At 56.2% G+C, this 24,412-nt stretch carries 25 protein-coding genes and 1 pseudogene; 8 read left to right on the top strand and 18 right to left on the bottom strand.

The window, feature by feature from the left end; genetic code table 11:
- Positions 1-38 precede the first annotated feature (38 nt).
- Together GHN86_RS12455 and GHN86_RS12450 are read left to right on the top strand one after the other, a co-directional pair.
- A complete protein-coding gene (locus tag GHN86_RS12455; RefSeq protein WP_153386672.1) occupies positions 39-1,238 on the top strand; it encodes a CaiB/BaiF CoA transferase family protein in 1,200 nt (399 codons plus the stop codon).
- A gap of 33 nt (positions 1,239-1,271) precedes the next feature.
- Positions 1,272-2,156, top strand: a complete 885-nt coding sequence (locus GHN86_RS12450; protein WP_153379685.1) for a TIGR02285 family protein — start codon at positions 1,272-1,274, stop codon at positions 2,154-2,156.
- 182 nt (positions 2,157-2,338) lie between these two features.
- Here GHN86_RS12450 and GHN86_RS12445 read toward each other — a convergent pair whose 3' ends face one another.
- From GHN86_RS12445 to xerD, 6 genes are all read right to left on the bottom strand, one after another.
- Positions 2,339-2,737, bottom strand: a complete 399-nt coding sequence (locus GHN86_RS12445; RefSeq protein ID WP_153379687.1) for a response regulator — start codon at positions 2,735-2,737, stop codon at positions 2,339-2,341.
- A gap of 128 nt (positions 2,738-2,865) precedes the next feature.
- Positions 2,866-4,959: a transporter substrate-binding domain-containing protein gene (locus tag GHN86_RS12440; RefSeq protein ID WP_153379689.1), complete on the bottom strand. Its 2,094-nt coding sequence runs from the start codon at positions 4,957-4,959 to the stop codon at positions 2,866-2,868.
- 119 nt (positions 4,960-5,078) lie between these two features.
- Positions 5,079-6,488 carry a threonine synthase gene (gene thrC, locus GHN86_RS12435; protein ID WP_153379691.1) on the bottom strand — a complete coding sequence of 470 codons (1,410 nt, stop codon included), beginning with the start codon at positions 6,486-6,488 and terminating at the stop codon, positions 5,079-5,081.
- A 107-nt stretch (positions 6,489-6,595) separates the two neighbouring features.
- On the bottom strand, positions 6,596-7,900 hold the full coding sequence (locus GHN86_RS12430) for a homoserine dehydrogenase (protein WP_323369386.1): 1,305 nt from the start codon (positions 7,898-7,900) through the stop codon (positions 6,596-6,598).
- 136 nt (positions 7,901-8,036) lie between these two features.
- Complete coding sequence (locus GHN86_RS12425) at positions 8,037-8,768, bottom strand: thioredoxin fold domain-containing protein (RefSeq protein ID WP_153379693.1); 732 nt, start codon at positions 8,766-8,768, stop codon at positions 8,037-8,039.
- Positions 8,769-8,903: 135 nt separating this feature from the next.
- Complete coding sequence (xerD, locus tag GHN86_RS12420; protein WP_153379695.1) at positions 8,904-9,800, bottom strand: site-specific tyrosine recombinase XerD; 897 nt, start codon at positions 9,798-9,800, stop codon at positions 8,904-8,906.
- Positions 9,801-9,922: 122 nt separating this feature from the next.
- On the opposite strand from xerD, the gene GHN86_RS12415 reads away from it, so the two are divergent.
- Positions 9,923-11,728 carry a cation:proton antiporter gene (locus tag GHN86_RS12415; protein ID WP_153386670.1) on the top strand — a complete coding sequence of 602 codons (1,806 nt, stop codon included), beginning with the start codon at positions 9,923-9,925 and terminating at the stop codon, positions 11,726-11,728.
- A 5-nt stretch (positions 11,729-11,733) separates the two neighbouring features.
- On the opposite strand, the gene GHN86_RS12410 is transcribed toward GHN86_RS12415, so the two are convergent.
- The 6 genes from GHN86_RS12410 to ffh all read right to left on the bottom strand — a co-directional run bounded on the left by GHN86_RS12410 (position 11,734) and on the right by ffh (position 15,830).
- Entirely contained in the window at positions 11,734-12,153 is a 420-nt protein-coding gene (locus GHN86_RS12410) for an acyl-CoA thioesterase (protein WP_153379699.1), read from the bottom strand.
- A gap of 97 nt (positions 12,154-12,250) precedes the next feature.
- Entirely contained in the window at positions 12,251-12,601 is a 351-nt protein-coding gene (gene rplS / locus GHN86_RS12405) for a 50S ribosomal protein L19 (protein ID WP_003175895.1), read from the bottom strand.
- A gap of 45 nt (positions 12,602-12,646) precedes the next feature.
- Positions 12,647-13,399 carry a tRNA (guanosine(37)-N1)-methyltransferase TrmD gene (trmD, locus tag GHN86_RS12400; RefSeq protein WP_003440270.1) on the bottom strand — a complete coding sequence of 251 codons (753 nt, stop codon included), beginning with the start codon at positions 13,397-13,399 and terminating at the stop codon, positions 12,647-12,649.
- A 2-nt stretch (positions 13,400-13,401) separates the two neighbouring features.
- Positions 13,402-13,941 carry a ribosome maturation factor RimM gene (rimM, locus tag GHN86_RS12395; RefSeq protein WP_048363294.1) on the bottom strand — a complete coding sequence of 180 codons (540 nt, stop codon included), beginning with the start codon at positions 13,939-13,941 and terminating at the stop codon, positions 13,402-13,404.
- Between the two features lie 5 nt (positions 13,942-13,946).
- Positions 13,947-14,204, bottom strand: coding sequence for a 30S ribosomal protein S16 (rpsP, locus tag GHN86_RS12390; protein ID WP_095028900.1), 258 nt, complete (start codon positions 14,202-14,204; stop codon positions 13,947-13,949).
- A gap of 249 nt (positions 14,205-14,453) precedes the next feature.
- Entirely contained in the window at positions 14,454-15,830 is a 1,377-nt protein-coding gene (gene ffh, locus GHN86_RS12385; protein WP_153379701.1) for a signal recognition particle protein, read from the bottom strand.
- Between the two features lie 207 nt (positions 15,831-16,037).
- Between ffh and GHN86_RS12380 the strand changes: the two genes are divergently transcribed.
- From GHN86_RS12380 to GHN86_RS12370, 3 genes and pseudogenes are all read left to right on the top strand, one after another.
- Complete coding sequence (locus GHN86_RS12380) at positions 16,038-16,850, top strand: cytochrome C assembly family protein (protein WP_153379703.1); 813 nt, start codon at positions 16,038-16,040, stop codon at positions 16,848-16,850.
- A 144-nt stretch (positions 16,851-16,994) separates the two neighbouring features.
- A pseudogene (locus tag GHN86_RS12375) lies at positions 16,995-17,741 on the top strand (transporter associated domain-containing protein); the annotation flags it as partial.
- 257 nt (positions 17,742-17,998) lie between these two features.
- The gene (locus GHN86_RS12370) at positions 17,999-19,315 is read left to right on the top strand and encodes an MFS transporter (RefSeq protein ID WP_153379705.1); all 1,317 of its coding nucleotides are present in this window, start codon (positions 17,999-18,001) and stop codon (positions 19,313-19,315) included.
- A 164-nt stretch (positions 19,316-19,479) separates the two neighbouring features.
- On the opposite strand, the gene purT is transcribed toward GHN86_RS12370, so the two are convergent.
- From purT to GHN86_RS12345, 5 genes are all read right to left on the bottom strand, one after another.
- Positions 19,480-20,661, bottom strand: a complete 1,182-nt coding sequence (purT, locus tag GHN86_RS12365) for a formate-dependent phosphoribosylglycinamide formyltransferase (protein WP_153379707.1) — start codon at positions 20,659-20,661, stop codon at positions 19,480-19,482.
- Positions 20,662-20,759: 98 nt separating this feature from the next.
- Positions 20,760-21,224, bottom strand: a complete 465-nt coding sequence (locus tag GHN86_RS12360) for a VUT family protein (RefSeq protein WP_153379709.1) — start codon at positions 21,222-21,224, stop codon at positions 20,760-20,762.
- 133 nt (positions 21,225-21,357) lie between these two features.
- Positions 21,358-21,561 carry a DUF1289 domain-containing protein gene (locus GHN86_RS12355; protein ID WP_153379711.1) on the bottom strand — a complete coding sequence of 68 codons (204 nt, stop codon included), beginning with the start codon at positions 21,559-21,561 and terminating at the stop codon, positions 21,358-21,360.
- On the bottom strand, positions 21,554-22,081 hold the full coding sequence (locus GHN86_RS12350) for a gamma carbonic anhydrase family protein (RefSeq protein ID WP_153379713.1): 528 nt from the start codon (positions 22,079-22,081) through the stop codon (positions 21,554-21,556). The genes GHN86_RS12355 and GHN86_RS12350 overlap by 8 nt, the downstream gene beginning before the upstream one ends.
- 41 nt (positions 22,082-22,122) lie before the next feature.
- Positions 22,123-22,725 carry a CoA pyrophosphatase gene (locus GHN86_RS12345; RefSeq protein WP_153379715.1) on the bottom strand — a complete coding sequence of 201 codons (603 nt, stop codon included), beginning with the start codon at positions 22,723-22,725 and terminating at the stop codon, positions 22,123-22,125.
- Positions 22,726-22,870: 145 nt separating this feature from the next.
- Here GHN86_RS12345 and GHN86_RS12340 point away from each other — a divergent pair, with 145 nt between their 5' ends.
- Positions 22,871-23,428: an NUDIX hydrolase gene (locus GHN86_RS12340; protein ID WP_153379717.1), complete on the top strand. Its 558-nt coding sequence runs from the start codon at positions 22,871-22,873 to the stop codon at positions 23,426-23,428.
- A 33-nt stretch (positions 23,429-23,461) separates the two neighbouring features.
- Positions 23,462-24,028 (top strand): L,D-transpeptidase family protein, encoded by a 567-nt coding sequence (locus GHN86_RS12335; protein WP_153379719.1) that lies wholly within the window; start codon positions 23,462-23,464, stop codon positions 24,026-24,028.
- Positions 24,029-24,100: 72 nt separating this feature from the next.
- On the opposite strand, the gene GHN86_RS12330 is transcribed toward GHN86_RS12335, so the two are convergent.
- Positions 24,101-24,412, bottom strand: a complete 312-nt coding sequence (locus tag GHN86_RS12330; RefSeq protein WP_153379721.1) for a YqfO family protein — start codon at positions 24,410-24,412, stop codon at positions 24,101-24,103.

Genomic DNA, 24,412 nt, shown 5'->3' with positions numbered 1-24,412 from the left:
AAGGCTGTACTCGCTCGCCTCCCGGATAAGGATTCCCCATGCCACTTGCCAGCAAACCCCTTTCAGGTCTCAAAGTCGTTGAATTGGGAACGCTGATCGCAGGCCCTTTTGCCGCGCGGATCTGCGCTGAATTCGGGGCCCAGGTGATCAAGGTTGAATCCCCGGATGGCGGCGACCCGCTGCGCAAATGGCGCAAGTTGTATGAGGGCACCTCTCTCTGGTGGTTTGTTCAGGCACGCAACAAAAAGTCCCTGACCCTGAACCTCAAACACCCCGAGGGCCTGAGTATTCTTAAAGCGTTGCTGGCTGACGCCGACATCCTGATCGAAAACTTTCGCCCCGGAGTATTGGAGAAACTCGGTCTGGGCTGGGACGTACTGCAGGCTTTGAACCCCAAATTGGTAATGGTGCGGCTTTCCGGTTTCGGCCAGACCGGCCCGATGAAAGATCAACCGGGATTTGGCGCCGTAGGTGAGTCAATGGGCGGGTTGCGATACATCACGGGTTTTGAAGATCGGCCTCCCGTACGTACAGGTATTTCGATTGGTGACTCAATTGCAGCGCTGTGGGGAGTGATTGGCGCGCTGATGGCCTTGCGGCACCGTGAGGTCAATGGCGGAAAAGGCCAGGTCGTCGACGTAGCGCTGTATGAAGCCATTTTTGCCATGATGGAAAGTATGGTGCCCGAGTTCGATGTGTTCGGATTTATCCGGGAACGCACCGGCAACATCATGCCGGGTATCACGCCCTCCTCGATTCATACGAGCCAGGACGGCAAGCATGTCCAGATTGGCGCCAATGGTGACGCCATCTTCAAGCGCTTCATGCTGATCATCGGACGTGAGGATCTGGCCAATGATCCTCAATTAACCAGCAATGACGGACGCGACGAGCGCCGTGACGAATTGTACGGTGTCATTGATCGTTGGGTGGCCAGCCAGTCGCTGGAGCGCGTACTTGAGCAATTGAGTGCTGCCCAAGTACCCGCCAGCCGGATCTTTTCGGCCGAAGACATGTTCAGTGACCCGCAATTCCTGGCACGCGAGATGTTTTTACAGGCCAAATTACCTGACGGCAAAGCGTTCAAAATGCCCGGCATCGTGCCAAAGTTGTCCGACACCCCAGGCTCTGCCGAGTGGGTCGGCCCCGAGTTGGGGGCTCACACTCACGAAATCCTGAGTGATTTAGGCTTCGACGCCAGCGCCATTGCCCACCTGAAGCTCACAGGCGCTATTTGAGCCGCATGTTGAAGGGCTTGAAGGAAACAGCCAATGGCTAAGACCTGGAACCGGCTTGGCCTATGGGCGGGGCTTATCATGCCTGCACTGCTTATCTTCGCGCCCGAAAGCCGGGGCTCTGAGAAACTCATTTGGCTACTGCGCGACCTTGCACCCCTGACGGTGTTTGATGGGCCGAAAAAAGGGCAAGGCATGATTGATCAACTGATGCCTGTGCTGATCGCCAGCATGCCGAACTATCAACACGTTATCTTACGGGTGAACAAGGCACGTGCCATTCAGATGCTCAAGGACCAGCCGCTGGCCTGCGACCCCACGTTGTTATGGAGTGCGGCACGCGCCAACTCGATAACGTACTCCACGCCCATTATCGGTCTGCACAGCAACGTCCTCGCCATCCGCCGCGAAAACCAGCCACTGCTGGAGCCTTTTATCCATGACCAAACGTTGGACCTGCTGGCCATGCTCAAAGCCAGGACGGTAAAGCTCGGGGTGATTGCCCAGCGCAGTTATGGCGAATGGATTGATGAACAAGTGTCACATGGCCCGCAGGAACAACTCTTTACCCATTACGGCAGCGATCCACTCGGTAGTTTGTTGCAGATGCAAAGTGCCGGGAGAGTGCAAGCCGTTCTGGGGTACTGGCCGGAAATCCAGTCCAAAGCCAGCCAGGTCGGTCTGCCAAAGGACGCATTGATTTTTTACCCTGTGAAGGGGGCGCCACTCTATCAACTGATCTTTATTGGTTGTTCGGACACTGCGCAAGGCCGCGAAGCCATTCACGCGATTAACACCGTATTGGCCAATCTGGGCGATAACGCCCTGAATTCGTCAACAGCTCAATGGTTTGCTCCCGGTCAAGCCGGGGAGTACCCGGAACCGGGCCCAGTCGTGGCAGACCCGCCCACTGAGCACTGACAAAAAAAACGCAAAAAAAGCCCCGAGCAGTGGGGAGACAACTCGGGGCTTAACAGGGTCTGATGACCTGCTCAACAGGCTACAAGCATCGGAGCAAAATGCATGATCCTGTTGATGAAAAATCTGACACGCAGACGCCATCAAAGGTTCCCCGTGATACGTAATCAATTTGGACGCTCAGCCTACTCAGTGATGCCTGGTTGCTCGTACGAGGCCAACAATCGCCCCAAGTGACCGACTGTCACCGGTTTGGACAAACAGCCCAAGACCCTGAGCCCTTCCGCGCGCGCAGCATGAACCGCACGCTCCATGACTTCAGGCGCGGCGCAGCTAAGAATAATCAACGCGCGCGCCTCATGGTTGATGGCCATTTCGCGAATCAACTCCAAACCGCTGGCACCGTCCAGATACAGATCACAAATAGCCACATCTATGATCCCGCGCTTGGCAATTGAGGAACGGGCAGACTCGATGTCTTCGGCAGCCAGCACATCAAAAATATGAAAGGCATTCAACATTTGGTGCAGCACCATCAGTTGAAAAGGGTTGTCTTCGAGTATCAAAACTTTAAGAGAACGCATCACGGACCTTTGGAACATAACGCGTACTTGGCGCGGGAAAATGACTCTAGAGGGGTTGAAAGAAAACCAACATAGGATAATTCCTAAATTTCGGTAGGACACTTCAACAATAAGCTAAGTCGAACCCATCACTCCCACGCTTTGGGTCCGGAAATATCGAACCACCCTCCCATGGCACCTTCTAATTGGCCAGATTCCGAATAGACAGGAACAATCCAGCGATAAATCTCAACACTGTGTTTTTTGAATGTAATTCGACGCTTTTCATACAGCGGTTTTCGGCTCTCAAGCACGTGCATCAGTTCAGCGTGAAAATGCTCGCCCACTTCGGCGGTGTACATGTCCACTTCTGTGATCCGTTGCCCATTCATGAGTTCATCCGGAGTCGCAAAACATTCACTGTAGGCACGATTACAGGCAATGATTTCGCCCTTCAGCCCTCTTATAAAAATTGGATTGGGCACGGCATCAAAATAACGTTGCTGTGACGCCTGACGTTCTTGCAAACGATCAAAGGCTAAACGGATGATTCGCAGCTGCTTAATCAGATGCCAATACCAAAAAGCACAGATTACGCTTAAAGATATCCCTACAACCGATAGCCAAAACACCCACGGTGACGTCTCATCACCGGACGCAATGACCGGTGTAATGCCAACCCCGCCCAGCCACTTGACGCGCAAGGCACGCACTTCAGCCATGGGCAAAGCTTCAAGCCCCTTGTTGAGTATGTCGCGTAACTCCGGGTGTCGGGCCGAGACCGCAAAACTGTCAGCGGACCACCGCCCCTCTACACTTCGGCCTACTTTCAAACGCCCTGGGGGATAAAGATAAGCCTGAGTTTCATTCTGAATCGTGGCTAGCGCATCACCCCGCTCAACCAGATGGCGGGCCTGGGCATAGTTTTCTACCAGCTTTAATTTTATGTGCGGATGCTCACTACGAATCATCGGCACTAACGCATGACGCGCTGGAAGCACCAGCACCTGGCCTGCCAGTTGAGATAATGAACCCAGCCGGGAGTCATTGATGCGCACAACAAAGACCCAAGGCGCACCGCCAAACGAGTAGGTAAAGTTCAAGAAGGCTTTACGCTCCACACTCTCGGTCAACGTCGTATTCATATGGGCTTGGCCACTTTGAAGCAGCTCCAGAGTGTGTGCCGTAGACAAACTCTCTCGGTGCACAAACTCCAGACCGGTCATGCGCGAGATGCGAAAGAGGATGTCCTGACTCAAGCCCACCCACCGTTCATCCCCGGTTTTGAACGTATAAAGCGGGTATTGCTGAGAAGCGACGGTGACGACAGGGTTTTGTCTGATCCAGTCACGCTCTCTGGATGACAGCTCGATTTGCTTGTGACCAATGCCCCCACCCAACCCGGTGGTCCAGCGCGCGTGAATCACTTGTGTCAGGCCGGTATCCAGATTGCTCAAGACACGATCAATCAGACTGAGCAATTGCACGTCCTCACGCCGAGTAGCAAAGGCAAAGCCCGATGCGGGCAGATTGCTCTCCCCGACAATGCGTAGCCCCGAGTTTGGCCTCAAGGTTTTGAAAGACCGTACAACCACCTCATTACCGACTAATGCATCAACTTCACCCTCTGCAAGGGCTTCCAGCGCACTACTTAAATCGGGCATGAAAATAATATGGCTTTTCGGGTAAAACGCATGGGCAACCAGACTGTCGACATGGCCCTCCAGAAACCCTATTTTTTTTCGGTCCCAATTCTCCTTGCGACTCACATCACTGCCTCGCTCAACCACCACTGAGCGATCAGCCATATAGTCCGCTGAAAAAATAAGCCCTTCGACCCCGCGTTCGTAGCTTCCGGCACTGGTTAACAGATCGATCTTGCCCGAGAGCAAGGCGGCTACGGCCTGATCGCGCTTACGAAAGCCTGAAACACTCACATTGACCCCGAGCGTATCTCGAACGAGGCCCAAGTAGTCGGCACTGATGCCCTGATAGCTTTTGCGGTCTCCAGCAATGTCCAGCGGCGCATAGTCACCCACGTAGACCCCCACGCGCAAAGGGCCACGCTGCGCCAGCCATTGCTGTTGAGCACGATCAAAGGCAAATGTTTTGGGAGAAATAAAGCTTTGGGGAAGTTGCAAAGGCATTGCTTGCGCAGCATGGGCAACTGAGCCTAACGATGCCAGCGAGACGAACAACACGCTAAGACACCAATCCTTCAGCTCGCGACAAGATCGTGACATGGCAGCCTCCTTGACCGACCACTCGCCAGCATTCAGAGGCGAAAACGGGGCAAGTTTGCCATGCACGTACAAAAAAGCCCGTCAGATGACGGGCTTCACATTACGTAGGAGAAATGCTTTTAAAGCGCTTTTCCACGATTGCCATGCTGGCTGACAAAGGCCTGTACGGCGTTCAAGTCATTGTCCAAAACGGTGTAACGTTCTTCGCGATCAAACAGATCAGAAAGGTGTACGGGCAGTTCAAGCGCCTTTCCTACACCTGCCTTCTCGACCGCTTCCGGAAACTTGACCGGGTGAGCCGTTCCCAGAATCACCATCGGAATATCCAGGCTACGACGGCACTCGCGTGCAGCTTTGACACCGATCGCGGTATGCGGGTCCAGCACTTCGCCTGTTTCAGCAAATACCTGAGCAATGGTTTCGCAGGTTTGCTCGTCATCCACCGCCAGCGAGTCGAACAAACGACGGGCTTCAGTCCAACGGTCGTCTTCAACGCTGAAGTGGCCGGTTTTCTTGAAGGTGTCCATCAAACCGGCAACGGCAGCGCCATTGCGGCCGTGAAGATCGAACAGCAAGCGTTCAAAGTTCGAGGACACCATGATGTCCATCGACGGCGACAGCGTGGCATGCAAGGTCTCTTTGGCGTACTGATTGCCGCTCATGAAACGGTGCAGGATGTCATTACGGTTAGTGGCCACGATCAACTGATTGATCGGCAGGCCCATGTTGCGCGCCAGATACCCAGCGAAAATGTCGCCAAAGTTGCCGGTTGGCACCGAGAACGATACCGAACGATGCGGCCCGCCCAGCTGCAGGGCTGCGTGGAAGTAGTAAACGATCTGAGCCATGATGCGCGCCCAGTTGATCGAGTTGACCGCCACCAACCGTGTGCCCTTGAGGAAACCTTGATCGGCAAAGCTGGCCTTGACCATTTCCTGGCAGTCATCGAAGTTGCCTTCGATGGCGATGTTATGGATGTTTTCGCCGAACAGCGTGGTCATTTGACGACGCTGTACTTCCGACACCCGGTTGTTGGGGTGCAGGATGAAAATATCGACGTTTTCGCAGTGCTTGCAGCCTTCAATCGCTGCAGAGCCGGTATCGCCGGAAGTCGCACCGACAATCACAACGCGCTCACCGCGCTTCTCCAGCACGTAGTCGAGCAAACGACCGAGCAGTTGCAGGGCAAAATCCTTGAATGCCAAGGTAGGCCCGTGAAACAGCTCCAGGACCCATTCATTGCCATTCAACTGGCGCAACGGGGCAACGGCTGCGTGGGAGAAAACGCCGTAGGTCTCTTCCAGAATTTTTTTAAAGTCTGCGTCAGGAATGCTGCCGGTTACAAACGGGCGCATAACCCGGAACGCCAGCTCGTGATACGGCAGCCCAGCCCAGGAGGCGATTTCTTCCTGAGTAAAGCGCGGCAGGTTTTCCGGCACATACAAACCGCCATCGGTGGCCAGACCGGCCAGCAATACATCTTCAAAATTCAGGGCCGGTGCCTGGCCACGGGTGCTGATATAGCGCATGGTTGCAAACCTTCGGGTTTGAGCGGCTAGCGGTTGAGCCATAAGCGCCAAGTAAAAGCCGTCTGGCTCATGCTTGGCGATTGGAGCTGATCGCTTGCCGCTCTTAATTAATTAAGATGTTCAACGCGAATACGAACCACAGACCCCACAACGCCTTGCAATGCTTCAAGCGCTGTAATCGCATCGTTGATGTGCTGCTCGATCACACGGTGGGTCAGCAGGATCATTGGCACCAGGCCGTCATGCTCTTCCACTTCTTTCTGCATGATCGATTCGATGTTGATGCCGCGCTCGGACAGAATGCTGGCCACTTGTGCCAATACACCCGGATGGTCCTTGGCCTGAATGCGCAGATAGTAAGCACTTTCGCAGGCTTCAATCGGAAGAATCGGGTGGTCAGACAGAGAATCCGGCTGGAAGGCCAGGTGCGGCACACGGTTTTCAGGATCAGACGTCATCGCCCGCACCACGTCCACCAGGTCGGCTACCACTGACGAAGCCGTTGGCTCCATACCGGCGCCTGCACCGTAGAACAGAGTGGAGCCCGCGGCATCGCCATTGACCATGACGGCGTTCATCACGCCATTGACGTTGGCAATCAGACGGTCTGCCGGGATCAGTGTCGGGTGTACACGCAGTTCAATGCCATTGGCGGTGCTGCGTGCCACGCCCAGGTGCTTGATGCGGTAGCCCAGCGCTTCGGCGTAGTTCACATCAGCCGTGGTCAGCTTGGTGATGCCTTCGGTGTAGGCTTTATCGAATTGCAGCGGGATACCAAACGCAATCGAGGCCAGAATGGTCAGCTTGTGAGCGGCATCAATACCTTCCACGTCGAAGGTCGGGTCCGCTTCGGCGTAACCCAGCGCCTGCGCTTCAGCCAGTACGTCTTCAAACGTACGACCCTTTTCACGCATTTCGGTGAGGATGAAGTTACCGGTGCCGTTGATGATGCCCGCCACCCAGTTAATGCGGTTGGCCGACAGACCTTCACGAATCGCCTTGATCACCGGAATACCACCGGCCACCGCGGCTTCGAACGCCACGATCACGCCCTTTTCCTGAGCTTTGGCGAAAATCTCGTTGCCATGCACAGCAATCAGCGCCTTGTTGGCAGTGACCACATGCTTGCCGTTTTCAATGGCTTTGAGCACCAGTTCACGGGCGATGGTGTAGCCGCCAATCAACTCGATCACGATGTCGATGTCAGGGTTGGTGGCCACAGCAAAGACATCGTTGGTAATGGGGGTACCGGCAATGTCGCACTGAGGGTTTGGCGTACGCATGGCAATTTGCGCAACCTGGATACCACGCCCGGCACGGCGGGCAATCTCCTCGGCGTTACGCTTTAGTACGTTGAAGGTGCCGCCACCGACGGTCCCGAGCCCACAGATACCTACTTTGACCGGATTCACACTGAACTCCCCATAAAACGGCCGACTCAAGGTCGGCCGTGAAACACAACCGTGGATAACCACGGCTCTCAATTAATAGCCGGCCAACTGAACGGCCCGACCATGATCGCCAGCGTTTTACTGTGGCGATGCAGAATTATTTAGCACCGAGGGCCAGCTTGCCAACTTGGGCAGCGGGCTGATAACCCGGAATTACCTGGCCGTCAGCCAACACAATGGCTGGCGTGCCATTTACGCCAATCGATTGGCCCAGGGCGAATTGTTTGGCGACCGGGTTGGCGCACTTGGGCGCTTCAACCTTTTTGCCATCGGTCATTTTGTCCATGGCGCTTTTTTTGTCTGCCGAACACCAGACCGCTTGCAGCTGCTGATCCCCCGGCGAACCGAGGCCCTGACGCGGGAACGCAACATAACGCACTTCAATGCCCATTTTGTTCAACTGAGGCACTTCTTCATGCAATTTATGGCAATACGGGCAGGTGGTATCGGTAAAGACGGTGATGTGCGATTTGGTTTCGCCGATTGCAGGGTAAACGACGGTTTCTGCGACCGGAATACCGTTAATCAATTTAGCCACGCCAACGCGTTCGGCCTGCTCGGTCAAATTGACCGGCTTGCCATCCTTGAGCTGAAACATGTAGCCCTGCACGATGAATTGACCATCGGCACTGGCGTACAACACGCGGCTGCCACTGAGTTTGACTTCATACAAACCTGCCATCGGGCTTGCACTGATGCTTTCAACGGGAACATCAAGCTTCAGCGCATCAAGGCTTTTGCGGATGGCTTGCTCGGCAGCAGTGTCGGCAAACGTAAAGGTACTGACCAACGCAATGGCTGCGGCGGCTAAAATCTGGGTCACGCGCATGGGAACTCCTGAAGGCGGACAAAACGGCCAAACCTGGACACCCCGATAAGCCGGGTCCGGGCAGCTCGTTTTCTAAACCGGCAAAGCCTACCACAGATGGCTTGCCGGGCCGACCCTGTGACCGCACTTGTGCCCCTAGCCACGCGGGTGATGACGGGCATGCAGGTCTTGCAGGCGAGCCCGCGCTACGTGGGTGTAAATCTGCGTAGTCGACAGATCGCTGTGGCCCAGCAGCATCTGTACTACGCGCAAGTCGGCACCGTGGTTGAGCAAATGGGTAGCAAAGGCATGACGCAGGGTATGCGGTGACAATGATTTGTCGATGCCGGCCACTTTGGCTTGATGCTTGATCCGGTGCCAGAAAGTCTGGCGGGTCATTTGCTCACCGCGCAGGCTGGGGAACAGCACGTCGCTGGGGCGACCGCCCAGCAGCTCATGTCGCGCATCGCGCATATACCGCTCAACCTGAACAATGGCCTCCTCGCCCATAGGCACCAGTCGCTCTTTGCTGCCTTTGCCCATGACTCGCAACACGCCCTGACGCAGGTTGACCTGCTCCAGCGTCAGACTGATCAGTTCGGTCACGCGCAGTCCACAGGCGTACAGCACCTCAAGCATTGCCCGATCACGCTGGCCAATGGCTTCACTCATATCAGGCGCTGCCAGCAAGGCCTCCACATCCGCCTCAGACAGCGACTTGGGCAAAGGCCTGCCCAACTGTGGCATCTCGACTTGCAACGTTGGGTCAACGCCGATCAATTTTTCACGCAGCAAATACCGATAAAAGCCTCGAGCCCCGGACAGGAAGCGCGCCGTCGAACGGGGTTTGTAGCCTTGGTCAAGTCGCCAGGCCAAGTGATCAAGGATCATCTCGCGTCCGGTGTTGATGAGTGCAACATCGCGCTCCTGCAACCAGCCGTTAAACAGCGCCAAATCACTTCGATAAGCATCACGGGTGTTGTCGGACAGGCCTTTTTCGAGCCACAAGGCATCCAGAAAACAGTCGATAAGTGGATCATCTATCGCGGGCATTGGCTCTCTAAGCGCAGGTGTAAAAGGCTGCGCACAAATAAAAGGTGAACGTTCAAAGTGACCGCTAGTCTTTCATAGCCCGCCCGCAATGGCCTACACAAAAAGCACGTGAAGGATGTCCCATGAACGAACAACAGATTCTGCTGACGTTTGGCGGTATAGGTGTCGCCGCGCTGGGCTGCCAATGGCTGGCCTGGCGACTGAAATTACCAGCGATTCTGTTCTTACTGTTAACGGGCATACTGATCGGCCCGGTGCTGGGATGGCTTGATCCTCAAACCCTGTTTGGCCCATTGCTGATGCCGCTGATGTCACTGGCGGTCGCTCTGATTCTGTTTGAAGGCAGCCTCACGCTGCACCTGTCCGAATGGCGGGAGATCGGCAGCGTCGTGCATCGACTGGTGACGGTTGGGGCCTTGTCGACATGGGCGGTCATTACCTTGGCCACGCACTGGCTGCTGGGGTTTGACTGGTTGCTGGCCCTGCTTTTCGGGACCTTGACACTGGTGACCGGCCCCACTGTGATTGTGCCCATGCTGCGCGTGGTTCGGCCCAAAGCCTCGATTGCCAACATCCTGCGCTGGGAAGGCATCGTCATCGACCCGATTGGCGCCTTGCTCGCCGTGGTGGTCTACAGCTTCATCATTGCCCGCGCTGCCGGCGATGGCTTGAGCCATAGCTTGCTGACATTTGCCGGAGTCATCCTGTGCGGCAGTGTGTTCGGCATCGCCGGGGGCTGGGCACTGGGTAACGTGTTGCGTCGCCAATGGCTGCCCGAATACCTGCATAGCCTGGCGACTCTGGCGACGGTGCTGGGCATTTTCATTGCCTCCAACCAGATCATGCATGAATCCGGTTTGCTGGCGGTGACGCTGATGGGCATGTGGATGGCCAACATGAAGGGCGTAGACGTACGGCATATCCTGCACTTCAAGGAAAACCTCAGCGTACTGTTGATCTCCGGGCTGTTTATCTTGCTCGCCGCCCGTCTCGACCTGAATGCCATGCTGGCACTCGGGCCCGCCGTGCTGGTGCTGCTACTGATCATTCAATTTATTGCACGCCCTTTGAACGTTTTGCTGTCGACAGCCGGTTCAAAACTGAGCTGGCGTGAGCGCACGTTACTGGCCTGGATCGCCCCTCGGGGCATCGTCGCGGCTGCTGTATCTGCCATTTTTGCGATACGCCTGGATGAAGCGGGTCACGAAGGCGCCTTACTGCTGGTTCCCCTTACCTTTGCCGTCATCATCGGCACGGTGGTGCTGCAAAGTGCGACGGCACGCCCATTGGCTCGTCTGCTGAAAGTAGCAGAGCCGCCGCCCAGCGGCTTTTTGATCGTGGGCGCGAACGGTCCGGCGCGAGTGATTGCCAAAGCGTTGCAACAACTGGGTATCCGGGTGCTGTTAACGGACTCCAACTGGGAGAACATCCGCGCCGCGCGCATGGGAAACCTGCCCACCTACTTTGGCAATCCGGCGGCTGAACATGCCGAGTCGCATCTGGATCTGGTGGGTTTAGGCCATTTGCTGGCACTGTCCCCATCGGGTGAACTGAACGCATTGGCGGTCACCCGCTTTCGTCACGAGTTTGGCCCACACCGTCTTTACACCTTGACCAACAGCCAAGAAAGCCGCCGCACTGACAAGCATCGCGCCAGCCATGAACATCGCGGTCAAGTGTTGGGTAACCCTGCCATCACGTATAGCCAATTGATAAACGACTTACATCAAGGGGCGGAAATTTACAGCACCCACCTGACTGACAGCTTCTCCTGGGACGACTACCAGGCATTACACGGTGAACGTGCAACACCCCTGTTTGCGCGCGACAGCAGCGGTTGGGTGCATGTGATAACACCCAACAGCGATCTGAAACCCGCTACGGGCTGGACGATATTGGCACTTGTAAAACCTGATGCACCGAAGTGACGGCTTTACGAGGCCTGCGTAAATCCGGGCAACACCGGCACCGGGCGTTTGGCTTCGTCGATGGCAACAAAACTGAACAAACCCTGGATGGCCAATTCGCGACCGTCGCAGCTCATGCTCTCGACATACACTTCTACTTCGACCTTGAGGCTGGTATTACCCACTTTCACCACACGCCCCACCAATTCAACGATGGAGCCTGCAGCGATCGGATGATTGAAGTCGATGCGGTCAGTCGAAACGGTGACCAACGGCAAGCGGCAAAAACGGGTGGCGGCGATAAACGATACTTCGTCCATCCAGGCCAATGCAGTGCCACCAAACAAGGTGTTGTGATGATTGGTGGTCGAGGGGAAGACGGCCTTGGTAATGCGGGTAACGGACAGGTCTGTACGGCGTTGAATCTCTTGGTCACGCGAAGTCATGCTTTAAACAACCCTACAACTGGACAAAGGTCTGACAAATCTCAGGCAACAAAAAAGCAGCCCGAAGGCTGCTTTTTTCTGTATCGGGAAGCTGGACTTAAGCCAGTTTTTCCTTGATACGAGCTGCTTTACCCGACAGGTCACGCAGGTAGTACAGCTTGGCTTTACGAACGTCACCGCGACGCTTAACAGCCATGCTGTCGATTTGCGGGCTGTAGGTCTGGAAAGTACGCTCTACGCCAACACCGTTGGAGATTTTACGAACAGTGAAAGCACTGTTCACGCCACGGTTACGCTTGGCAATCACTACACCTTCGAAAGCTTGCAGACGCGAACGATCGCCTTCCTTCACTTTCACCTGAACGACAATAGTGTCGCCCGGGGCAAAAGTAGGGATCTCTTTAGTCATCTGCTCTGCTTCGAGTGCAAGGATGATTTTGTTAGTCATGCTGTGCTCCTAAGGTAGGCCATCGGACCTACCATCGATACGTTGTTAACTATCGTCCCGCTCGCGGATGTATTCCTCGAGCAGCTTCTTCTCTTCTCCAGAAAGCGAGCGGCTTTCCAGAAGATCGGCGCGTCGTTCAAAGGTCCGCCCAAGGGACTGCTGTAAACGCCAACGCCGGATGTGTGCATGATTGCCACTTAGCAATACGTCGGGAACACGCTGATCCGCATACACCTCCGGTCGGGTGTAGTGCGGGCAATCCAGCAGACCATCCGTGAAGGAATCTTCCTCCGCGGAGTCCGCATGCCCTAAAGCTCCAGGCAGCAGTCGTGTAACCGCATCAATCAGAACCATCGCCGGCAGCTCGCCACCGGAAAGTACATAGTCACCAATCGACCACTCTTCATCGACATAAGCGTCTATAAAACGCTCGTCAATGCCTTCATAGCGGCCTGCAATAAGGATTAATGCTTCCTCATTCGCCAGTTCGCGTACCGCCGACTGATTCAGTTGACGGCCTTGGGGCGACAGGTAAATAACCTTCGCCGCCTCTCCGGCTGCTTCTCTGGCCTGAACCAGTGCATCTTCCAGAGGCTTGATCTTCATCACCATGCCCGGACCACCGCCAAATGGGCGATCGTCCACAGTGTGATGTCGATCCGTTGTGTAGTCTCGCGGGTTCCAACAAGTCAGCTGCAAGAGCCCTTGTTTCACCGCACGACTAGTGATGCCGTAGTCGCTGATGGCGGAAAACATTTCGGGAAACAAACTGATCACTTCTACGCGCAATTTAGCCACGCTTAGAAGTCCGCATCCCAATCCACCTTCATCTCGCCAGCTGCAAGGTCAACGCTCAACACACACTGCTCTGTATAGGGCAACAAGCGATCACGATCATCCAGGCTACCTGGGCAAGGTTTGACTTCCATGACATCGTTCGAGCCAGTTTCCATAAGGTCTACAATCTTGCCGAGCAATTGCCCTTCAAGGTTGGTCACTTTCAGTCCCTGCAGCTGGTACCAGTAGTACTCGCCGTCGGTCAGTTCAGGAAACAGGTTACGCGGCACGCAGATTTCGAATTCGCGAAGAAGACCAGCTTCGTCACGGTCATCGAGACCCTTGAGCTTTACAACCAGAAACTTGCCGTTATGAGAACGGCCACTGACCAGCTCTGCCTGTCGTACATCATTACCGCGCCGAAGCGTCAGTTTTTTGTAGTCCAACAGGTTATCAATTGGATCCGTAAAGGAATAAACCTTCACTTCGCCGCGCACGCCGTGAATCGAGTAAATTTTGCCGATAACGATCAAATCATCAGCAGTTTCAGGCGTCACGCTCATATTGCTCAGGCCGCAACCTTAGCTTTTTCGTTTTCTTTAACCAGCTGAGCAACACGCTCAGACAGTTGAGCACCAACGCTCAGCCAGTAGGCGAGGCGGTCTTCTTTAACGGAGAAACGAACTTCCTGACCACGGGCAACCGGGTTGAAGAAGCCAATTTGTTCCTTGTGGGAACCGTCACGTGGGTTACGGCTGTCGGTAACGGTCAAGTGGTAAAACGGGCGCTTTTTGGAGCCGCCAAGGGCAAGACGGATTGTTAGCATGTGAACATCGTTCCTGTAGTCGGTGCTGCAAATCTAAAGGCACAGCGGGCATAGGTGCCCGAAAGGCCGCATATTCTAAGGAATATCCGGACTTTTGCAAATGTCTTTTTCTGGCGCCTACCGGCATGCCCTACAGACTTGCAACGAGATCGCCACGAATGGCGACGGGTCAGCTCCCGCACAGTGCGGGTTTGCCGGGTGTCTCGCATGACTGCGAGTTGCCCGGACGCTAGCGCCCGGGCGGGTAAATTACATTTTTGGCATGCCGCCGCCGGGCATCATGGAGCCCATGCCGCGCATCATTTTTGCCATCCCACCTTTAGTGGAGAACTTTTTCATCATCTTTTGCATCTGCTTGTGCTGCTTGATCAAGCGACCGATGTCCTGCACCTGAGTGCCGGAACCCATGGCAATACGGCGCTTGCGCGAACCACTGATCAGGTCAGGGTCACGGCGTTCGGCCGGTGTCATGGAGTTGATGATGGCTTCCATTTGCTTGAATTGCTTTTCTGCTGCGCCTTGGGCATTGCCCATTTGCGCCAGATTGACACCGCCCATGTTCGGCAGTTTGTCCATGAGGCCGCCGAGGCCGCCCATGTTCTTCATCTGTTGCAGTTGATCGCGGAAGTCTTCGAGGTCGAAGCCCTTCCCTTTCTTGAGCTTTTTAGCCAGCTTGTCGGCTTTGTCTTTGTCGAGGGTTTGTTCGGCCTGCTCGATCAGGCTGAGCACGTCGCCCATACCCAGAATGCGCGATGCAATTCGATCCGGGTGGAACGGTTCGAGCGCATCGCTCTTCTCGCCCATACCGATGAACTTGATCGGCTTGCCGGTGATGGCACGTACGGACAGTGCTGCACCGCCCCGCGCATCACCGTCGACCTTGGTCAGGATCACGCCGGTCAACGGCAGCGCATCGCCAAAGGCCTTGGCCGTGTTGGCGGCATCCTGGCCGGTCATGGCGTCCACGACAAACAGGGTTTCTGCCGGCTTGACGGCCGCGTGCAACTCCTGAATCTCGGCCATCATCTCGGCGTCGATGTGCAGACGACCGGCGGTGTCGAGGATTACGACATCAATAAACTTCAGCTTGGCTTCGGCGATGGCGGCGCGAGCGATGTCTACCGGCTTCTGGCTCAGGTCGGACGGGAAGAACGTCACCCCGACTTCGTTGGCCAGTGTTTCGAGCTGCTTGATCGCTGCCGGACGGTACACGTCCGCCGACACGACCATGACGGTTTTCTTTTTGCGTTCTTTAAGGAAGCGCGCCAGCTTGCCCGCAGTGGTGGTTTTACCCGCACCCTGCAAACCTGCCATCAACACAACGGCAGGCGGCGTCACATTGAGGACCAGGTCCTCGTTGGCAGCGCCCATCAGGCTTTCAAGTTCAGCCTGAACGATTTTTACAAACGCCTGGCCCGGCGTCAGGCTGCGCGACACTTCCGTGCCGACAGCGCGCTCTTTGACCGCAGCGACGAAGTCTTTGACCACTGGCAAAGCCACGTCGGCTTCCAGCAACGCCATGCGTACTTCACGCAGAGTGTCTTTAATATTGTCTTCGGTCAGCTTGGCCTTGCCGGTGACATGGCGCAGCGTCTGCGAAAGACGGTCGGTTAAATTTTCAAACATGCGCGATCCTTTCAGGCCCAAAGTAGACCGGGGTTATTGCGGCCCAGCCCGTGTAAAACTGATGCTCGGCGAGCCTGCGGCGTGGGCAGGTCGCGGATTATAGCGAAGACTGGCCGCGTCCGACACCTTACCGTCGGCTTATGTGGCTTTCGTGCATGACCGGTTGTATGCCAAACTCATCCCTTTCGGGCTTGCCTAACAGGATTTATGCTCCCCTTGTCACCCAGTTTGCTACCCAGTCTCGCCGCCGCCTGCCTATATGCCGCTGCGACCCTCTATCAAGGCACTTGCCTGCGCCAAGGCGCCAAGGCAAATAAAAGCCTGCTGGTGACGCTCGGCATTATTGCCGTGATCGCCCACGCCATCAGCCTGTTCACCCACCTGCTGACGCCGGCTGGCCTTGAGCTGGACTTTTTCAGTGCCGCCAGCCTGATTGCCGTCGCAGTCATTACCGTGACCCTGGTGGCGTGCGCACGCATTCCAGTCGAAAACCTGCTGCTGCTTTTATACCCGCTGGGCATTCTCACGGTCTTGATGTCCCAGTTCGCCCCGCCTGGCACCGTTCAGGTCATTGATGAAGAGCCGGGCATTCTCGCCCATATCCTGCTGTCGTTGCTGGCCTATGGCATGTTCACCATCGCGGTGTTCCAGGCCTTGCTGCTGTCGCTGCAAAATTATCAGCTCAAACGCAAACATCCCAAAGGCCTGATCAAGAACTTTCCGCCCCTGCAAACCATGGAAAGCCTGTTGTTCGGCTTTTTATGGGCAGGCTGGTCGCTGCTGTCGCTGTCGCTGATCTCGGGCTGGCTGTTTCTGGGCAACCTGTTTGCCCAACACCTCGTCCACAAGACCCTGCTGGCCTGCCTGGCATGGATCGTGTTCAGCGTGTTACTGCTGGGCCGCCACTACCTCGGCTGGCGCGGCCACAAAGCCATTCGATGGACGTTTGCCGGCTTCTGCCTGCTGATGCTGGCTTACTTCGGCAGCAAGCTGGTTCGCGAATACATTTTGCATATCTGACGGGCGATAAATATGGATAGCTTGCCCCCCGGGCCATTGCTTGCACTCTCGGCATTGCTGATCGCTGGAGCCGGGCTGATCGCCGGCTTTGTTATTGGCAAGCGCGGCACAGTGGCACAGCGTGCCCAAGCCCAAGAGCTTGGCGACGAACACCTACCGCAAAATGACGAGCAACCCAATAACCGCCCGCACCTGCTCACAGGCATTCATGCGCTGGACAACATCACGGTCAATGACATCCTGATCCCGCGTAACGAGGTTGAAGGGCTTAACCTCGACGAACCGATCGAAGACCTGATCGAGCAACTGCGCCAGACCCAACGCACGCGCCTGCCGGTGTTTCACAACGACATCAACCAGGTTGAAGCGATCCTCAACACCCGCCACATCCAGCATATGCTGCCCGGTGCCAGCCTGACCAAAGAGGCGTTGCTGGCCGTCTGCCATGAACCTTACTTCATCCCCGAGAGCACACCACTGCAAGTGCAACTGCTGAATTTCCATAAGCAGCAGCGCAGACTGGGCGTGGTGGTGGATGAGTACGGCGAAGTACTCGGCATTGTGACCCTTGAAGACATTCTCGAAGAAATCGTCAGCGAGTTCGAGGACGAGCAGAACATCAATAACCCGCTGATTGATGCGTTGCCCGACGGCCGCTACGTGGTCGATGGCGCCGTATCGATTCGCGAGCTGAATAAATGCCTGGGCTGGCATCTGCCTTGCGACGGCCCCAAGACCCTCAACGGGCTGGTCACCGAGGCACTGGAAACCATTCCGGAAACCACGGTCTGCGTGAAAATCGGCCGCTATCGACTGGAAATTCTTGAAACTGAAGAGAACCGCGTCAGCCGTGTACTGATCTGGCACAACAGCGTCAAACCCGCGGTTTAATCACCGCGCAAGGTCTTGTTACATACGAACGGGCCTCCCTATACTCTTTCTCGCTTACCCAAGCCTCGCCGACACGCGTGTTACCCACACTCAGCGCTGTCGGCGCGTTGCTTTGCGCAGTACCTGCGTACGTTCCCATCCTGAACTGCGCTTGCACCCTGTTATCCATCAGGGCCAACGACCATAAAAATTGCTCGCCACGTCACGCTGCAAAGGCAGACATCGGCACACAGCGCATAACTGTCAGGGATAAACACATGAGCACCAGCACCACCTACAGCGAAGCTTCGGCCGATAAACCGGTCAATTCTGCCACCCGCGTTGCCACGGCCAGCTTTATTGGTACGGCCATCGAGTTCTATGACTTCTATGTGTATGCCACCGCCGCTGCACTGGTGATCGGCCCAGTTTTTTTCCCACAGACATCCGGCACAGCGCAAATGCTGTCGGCGTTTCTGACCTTTGGTATCGCTTTTCTCGCCCGCCCACTGGGTTCTTTTCTGTTCGGCCATTTCGGCGACCGTGTCGGCCGCAAATCAACACTCGTCGCCTCTTTGCTATTGATGGGCGTGTGCACCACCTTGATTGGCGTACTGCCGGGCTACGCCACAATTGGCGCCTGGGCACCGATTCTGCTGTGTGTGCTGCGCTTTGGCCAAGGGCTGGGACTGGGCGGCGAATGGGGTGGTGCGGCGTTGCTCGCCACTGAAAACGCCCCCAAGGGCAAGCGCGCCTGGTACGGCATGTTTCCCCAACTGGGCCCCTCCATTGGGTTTTTGGCGGCCAACGGCCTGTTCTTGATTCTGGCCATGAGCCTGAGCGATGAACAGTTCCGCTCGTGGGGCTGGCGCATTCCGTTCCTGCTCAGCGCTGCGCTGGTGATGGTTGGCCTGTATGTTCGCCTCAAGCTGGAAGAAACGCCGGTATTTGCCAAAGCCGTGGCGCAGCACGAGCGGGTGAAAATGCCGATCGTCGAACTGTTTAGCCAATATTGGGCACCGATGCTGCTGGGTGCCGCATCGATGGTGGTGTGTTACGCGCTGTTTTATATCTCGACGGTATTTTCGCTGAGTTACGGCGTCGCCACACTGGGCTATACCCGCGAGACCTTCCTCGGGCTGCTGTGCTTTGCCGTGTTGTTTATGGCTGCCGCTACACCGTTGTCGGCATGGGCCAGTGACCGTTACGGGCGTAAGCCGGTGCTGATTGTGGGCGGTGTTCTGGCGATTTTGTCGGGCTTTTTGATGGAGCCGCTGCTGACTCAAGGCTCTACGTGGGGCGTGGCGCTGTTTTTGTGTATTGAGCTGTTCTTGATGGGCGTGACCTTTGCCCCGATGGGCGCCCTGCTCCCTGAACTGTTCCCGACTCGCGTGCGTTATACCGGCGCATCAGCGGCCTACAATCTGGGCGGCATTGTCGGGGCGTCCGCTGCACCGTTTTTTGCGCAAAAGCTGGTAAGCATGGGCGGTTTGAGCTGGGTGGGCGGGTACGTGTCAGGCGCAGCGATCCTCAGCCTGATCGCCGTGCTGTGCTTGAAGGAAACTAAAGAAGCCGACCTGAATAAGGTGGCGTGAACCGCAACAATCCCGTAGCAGCTGCCGCAGGCGGCGTCCGATTGCGAAGCAATCGTAAAACCTCAGAATGCGGTTTATCTAGTTACCGCAAATTCTGACTTTACGACGACTGCGTCGCCGGACGCAGCCTTCGGCAGCTGCTACGGGAGTAGGTTGCGCAGGAATTACAGCTCTACGACGACGGCTTGGGCAGCACGAGTCGCTTTGGCACGGGCCGCTTCAATCGACTCATCACGCGCCAGCGCGACGCCCATACGGCGCTGGCCATTCACTTCTGGCTTGCCGAACAGGCGCAAAGCCGTGTCTGGCTCGCTCAAGGCTTTTTCCAGATTAGCGAAGGCCGTTTGAGTGGATTGACCTTCGACCAGAATAACGGCCGAGGCCGACGGGCCGAACTGGCGAATCAGCGGAATCGGCAGCCCCAGAATGGCCCGCGCATGCAGTGCGAACTGCGAAAGATCCTGTGAAATCAGCGTCACCAGACCTGTGTCATGAGGGCGCGGCGACACTTCGCTGAACCACACTTGATCGCCTTTGATAAACAGTTCAACGCCAAACAAACCGCGACCACCCAGCGCTTCGGTGACGGCCTTGGCGACGCGCTCGGATTCAGCCAGTGCAACCGGGCTCATGGCCTGAGGCTGCCAGGACTCTTGATAGTCGCCCTTCTCTTGACGATGACCGACCGGAGCACAGAACGTGGTGCCACCGACATGGCGCACGGTGAGCAAGGTGATCTCGTAGTCAAAGTCGATAAAGCCTTCAACGATGACCCGGCCTTTACCTGCGCGACCGCCTTCTTGTGCGTAGTCCCAAGCTGCCTTTACATCATCAGCCGTACGCAGCAGGCTCTGGCCTTTGCCTGACGAACTCATGACTGGTTTGACCACACATGGGAAACCCAAGTCTTGCACAGCGCTGCTGTAGTCCTCGAAGGTGTCGGCAAAATGGTAAGGCGAGGTCGGCAAGTCCAGCTCTTCTGCTGCCAGACGACGAATGCCTTCGCGGTTCATGGTCAGCGAGGTGGCGCGTGCGGTCGGGATCACGGTGAAGCCTTCGGCTTCCAACTCAAGCAGCGTAGCCGTGGCGATGGCTTCGATTTCCGGCACGATGAAATGCGGCTTTTCCAGCTCAATCACGGCCCGCAACGCAGCGCCGTCGAGCATGTTGATCACATGGCTGCGATGCGCAACCTGCATGGCCGGTGCGTTTTCATAGCGATCAACGGCAATCACTTCAACGCCCAAACGCTGCAATTCGATGACGACTTCTTTGCCCAGCTCGCCGCAGCCACACAGCAATACACGGGTCGCGGTCGGCGACAATGGAGTTCCGATACGGGTCATTTCAGGTCCTCAAGGAAGCAAATCATCGAAGGCGCTCGCAACGCTTGCGCCTGCTGGGAAGAAAGGCCGGCATTTTACATGATCCGGGCGCTCAGGCCTTACTGAGCTGCGGCTTTGCGCAAACGCCAGGCCATCGCCAGCCACACACAGGTCACACCGGCAAATTTAGAGGCCATGGCGGTAATAATCACGCCCGGCGTAAAGGCGTCGATCATGCCAAAAAATATAAAGGTATCAATCGGAATACTTAGCGCCGAGCTGATCCACAGACGGTCATGCAGCGGTCGTTTGGTGATACTGAACACCAGCCAGTCGATGCATTCGGACACCGCAAAGGCGGTGGCGCTGGCTAACGCAATCGAGGGGTCGGAGGTGATGTAAGACAGCACCAGCGCCGCCAGCATGGCCAGCAATGCACCGTGGCCAAAGCGGGTTTGCACCATGTCGCGCAGCACAAACACCAGCCCGCCCCAGGCTGACCAGATGATGTCCAGGTCGGGCGCCGAAGAGAAGGCGTAGTTGATCAGCACGACGCTGGCGATATAAGCGATAAGAAACAGCATGGCAGCGGGTGACACCTCTGAATAAGGCGCACAGGGTACTTGAGGGGGCGGGCAAGGCCAAGAGCCCCTCACCCCAAGCGCTTTTAGTCCCCTCTCCCTTTGGGAGAGGGTTAGGGTGAGGGCGCTCTCAGGTTTAAGAACCCAACATCCACACTACACCACTGGACTTCGCCCGCTCATGGCACATCACCAGTACCTCGCGACGCTCCTCATTGGTCATGCGGCTCCAGCGGGTGATTTCAGCCACCGTACGCTGGCATCCCGTGCACAGATCATCGTCATCCAGCGCACAGATATTGACGCAAGGCGAGGCAACCGGACGCTCTACCTCAGTCATCGCTCTGCACCTCAAGGTCACGGGCATAACGCTGGCCATTCTTGACGTAGTTGGCCGCACTGGCCTCCAGCTTGAGCTTCTGCGCTTCGGTCAGTTCGCGCACCACTTTGCCCGGTGAACCCATGACCAGCGAGCCATCGGGAATAACCTTGCCTTCGCCGATCAGGGAGTTAGCACCAATGATGCAGTGCTTGCCGATTCGCGCACCGTTGAGGATCACCGCATTGATACCGATCAGGCTGTAATCATCGACCGTGCAGCCGTGCAACATGGCTTTGTGGCCAATGGTCACGCCTGTCCCGAGCGTTAACGGGTAGCCCATGTCCGTGTGCATCACCGCACCGTCCTGCACGTTGCTGTGCCTGCCGATCAAGATCAGCTCGTTATCACCGCGCAACACCGTGTTAAACCACACACTGGCGCCCTCCTCCAGGCGCACTTTGCCGATCAACACGGCGGTGGGAGCAACCCAACTGTCAGGGTGCGTTTCAACGAGTGAATCACCCAGGCGATATTTCATGCATGTGTCCTCAAGGCAGGCGCGGCTGTGTTCTGACAGCTCTAGATATTGATAAACCGTTGCGGCGGGGTGTGCAGGCAGATATTCACGTCGTCGTACAGCAGGTTCATCAGCTCTACAATCATGATCGCCGTCAGCCCCCATATTTTGTAAACGCCAAAACGGTAGCTGGGCACATACCAACTGCGCCCCTGATAATCAATCCGGTGCGTATGTTCACGCGGGTCTTCACGAAAAAAATTCAAAGGAACACTGAAAACTGCGGCAATTTCGGCGTCATTTGCCACGTACTCAACGTAGTCAGGCACCAAACCAACATACGGCGTAACGCGTATGCCGTGCAGTGACACCAGAGGACTGAGCGGGCCGATCACTTCGACTAAACCCGGCGGCAGGCCAATTTCTTCTTCGGCTTCACGCAGGGCGGTGAACACCAGGTCAGGGTCTTCGGGGTCACGACGCCCGCCGGGAAACGCCACTTCACCGCCGTGAGTCGACAGCCCGCTGGCGCGCAGGGTCAAAATCAATTCAGGCTCGGCGCTTCGCGTCACCGGCAACAGCACCGCCGCCTCGGGGAAATGGCGATCTGTTTCCAGCGTCCTTGGTGTGTAACGACTCACTCGGCTAAGTAGCTCGTCCAGCATAGGTCATCTCGATCCGTCACTTATCGGGCATCATGCACCAATTCAGTCGCAGCACCCAAGCCCCACGCTGTCGCAGGCTGACAAGCGAAGCTTGCCGTTACCCCGCAATACCCCCCAAGATAGGGGACGCCTCCGAGATCCCAGCATGAAATTTTGCAGCCAGTGCGGTCATTCTGTCAGCCAACACATTCCGCCAGGCGATTCACGCCTGCGCTACGTCTGCCAACAGTGCCAGACCGTTCATTATCAGAACCCCAATATTGTCGCCGGTTGCCTGCCGACCTGGGGCAGACAGGTGCTGCTGTGCCGGCGCGCCATCGAGCCGCGCAAGGGTTACTGGACGCTGCCAGCCGGATTTATGGAAAACGGCGAAACCGTCGAACAAGCCGCCCGCCGCGAAACCCGCGAAGAAGCCTGTGCCGAAGTCACCAACTTGAACATCTATACCCTGATCGATGTGCCGCATATCAATCAGGTGCATATTTTCTACCGGGCCGAACTGCAAAGCCCCGACTTTGCCGCAGGCGAAGAAAGCCTGGACGTTCGCCTTTTCGATGAAGCAGATATCCCTTGGTCTGAGCTGGCTTTCCGCACGGTCAGCCGTACCTTAGAATGCTTTTTTTCCGATCGCCACGGGAACGCTTATCCCGTGCGCAGTGAGGCCGTACCGCCTCTGGCCGGCCTGGTCACCCCCAAACAATAATATTGTCCGTCACCCATCAGGGATACCGCTCCAATGCGCTGGTTGCTTGCTGCCCTTTGCTTGTCATTTGCCGTTATCTGCCAAGCTGCTGTTGTCGTCACCGTTAACGGCAAACCCGTCAATAAATATGAAGTGCTAAAACCGAAGCTCGCGCCGCTGCCCGAAACGATCAGCACGAGCGTCGAAAAGATTCTGGTACTCAAATCCGCGCGTAAATTGCAGCTGATTCAGAATGGTCGGGCCATCAAGACCTATCGCATTTCATTGGGCAAACAACCCAAGGGCCACAAATTGCGCGAGGGCGACAAGCGCACGCCTGAAGGCATTTACTGGGTTGACTGGCGTAAAATAAGCGACAAGTTCAACCTGGCGATGCACATTGACTACCCCAATGTCAGTGACGCCGCGACCGCGAGACGCGACGGCCTGAATCCCGGTGGAATGATCATGATCCACGGCACGCCGGACACCGAAGAAAATCCAGAATCCCTGTTTCATACTCTGGATTGGACTGACGGCTGTATTGCCATGAAAAACAGCGAAATGCGCGAAGTCTGGAACCTGGTCAAAGACGGCACCATGGTTGAGATACGCCCTTAACGCCTCTCGATCCGGCAATAAAAAACCCGCTGACCGTTACCGGTTCAGCGGGTTTTTTTAATGGGCACCTGACTAGTAATCAGCCAGCTGTACCACCTCATACGCAGGCGTTTCATACGGATGACTGAGCTTGAGCGCAGCCACCACCGCCTGAATTAGATCATCGGCAACGACCAGCTCAACCTTCCATTCCCCCACGTATTCGACCTGACCGGTTTGCCCGATAAACGGCTGACTGCCGTCCAGCGCACGAAACTGGCCCTGACCCATGGTTTGCCAGGCGCAGTGGTCGTAGTTGCCGATTCGACCGCCACCGGCGGCGAATACGGCATCTTTCACACCATCCACATGGCTGGGCGGAACAAAAAAGCTGAGCTTGTACAT

It is taken from the genome of Pseudomonas helleri (assembly GCF_009600315.1).
GTDB classification, from domain to species: Bacteria; Pseudomonadota; Gammaproteobacteria; order Pseudomonadales; family Pseudomonadaceae; genus Aquipseudomonas; species Aquipseudomonas helleri_A.
Note: the sequence above shows the minus strand (reverse complement) of the source record. Positions and strands in the feature narration are given on the sequence as shown.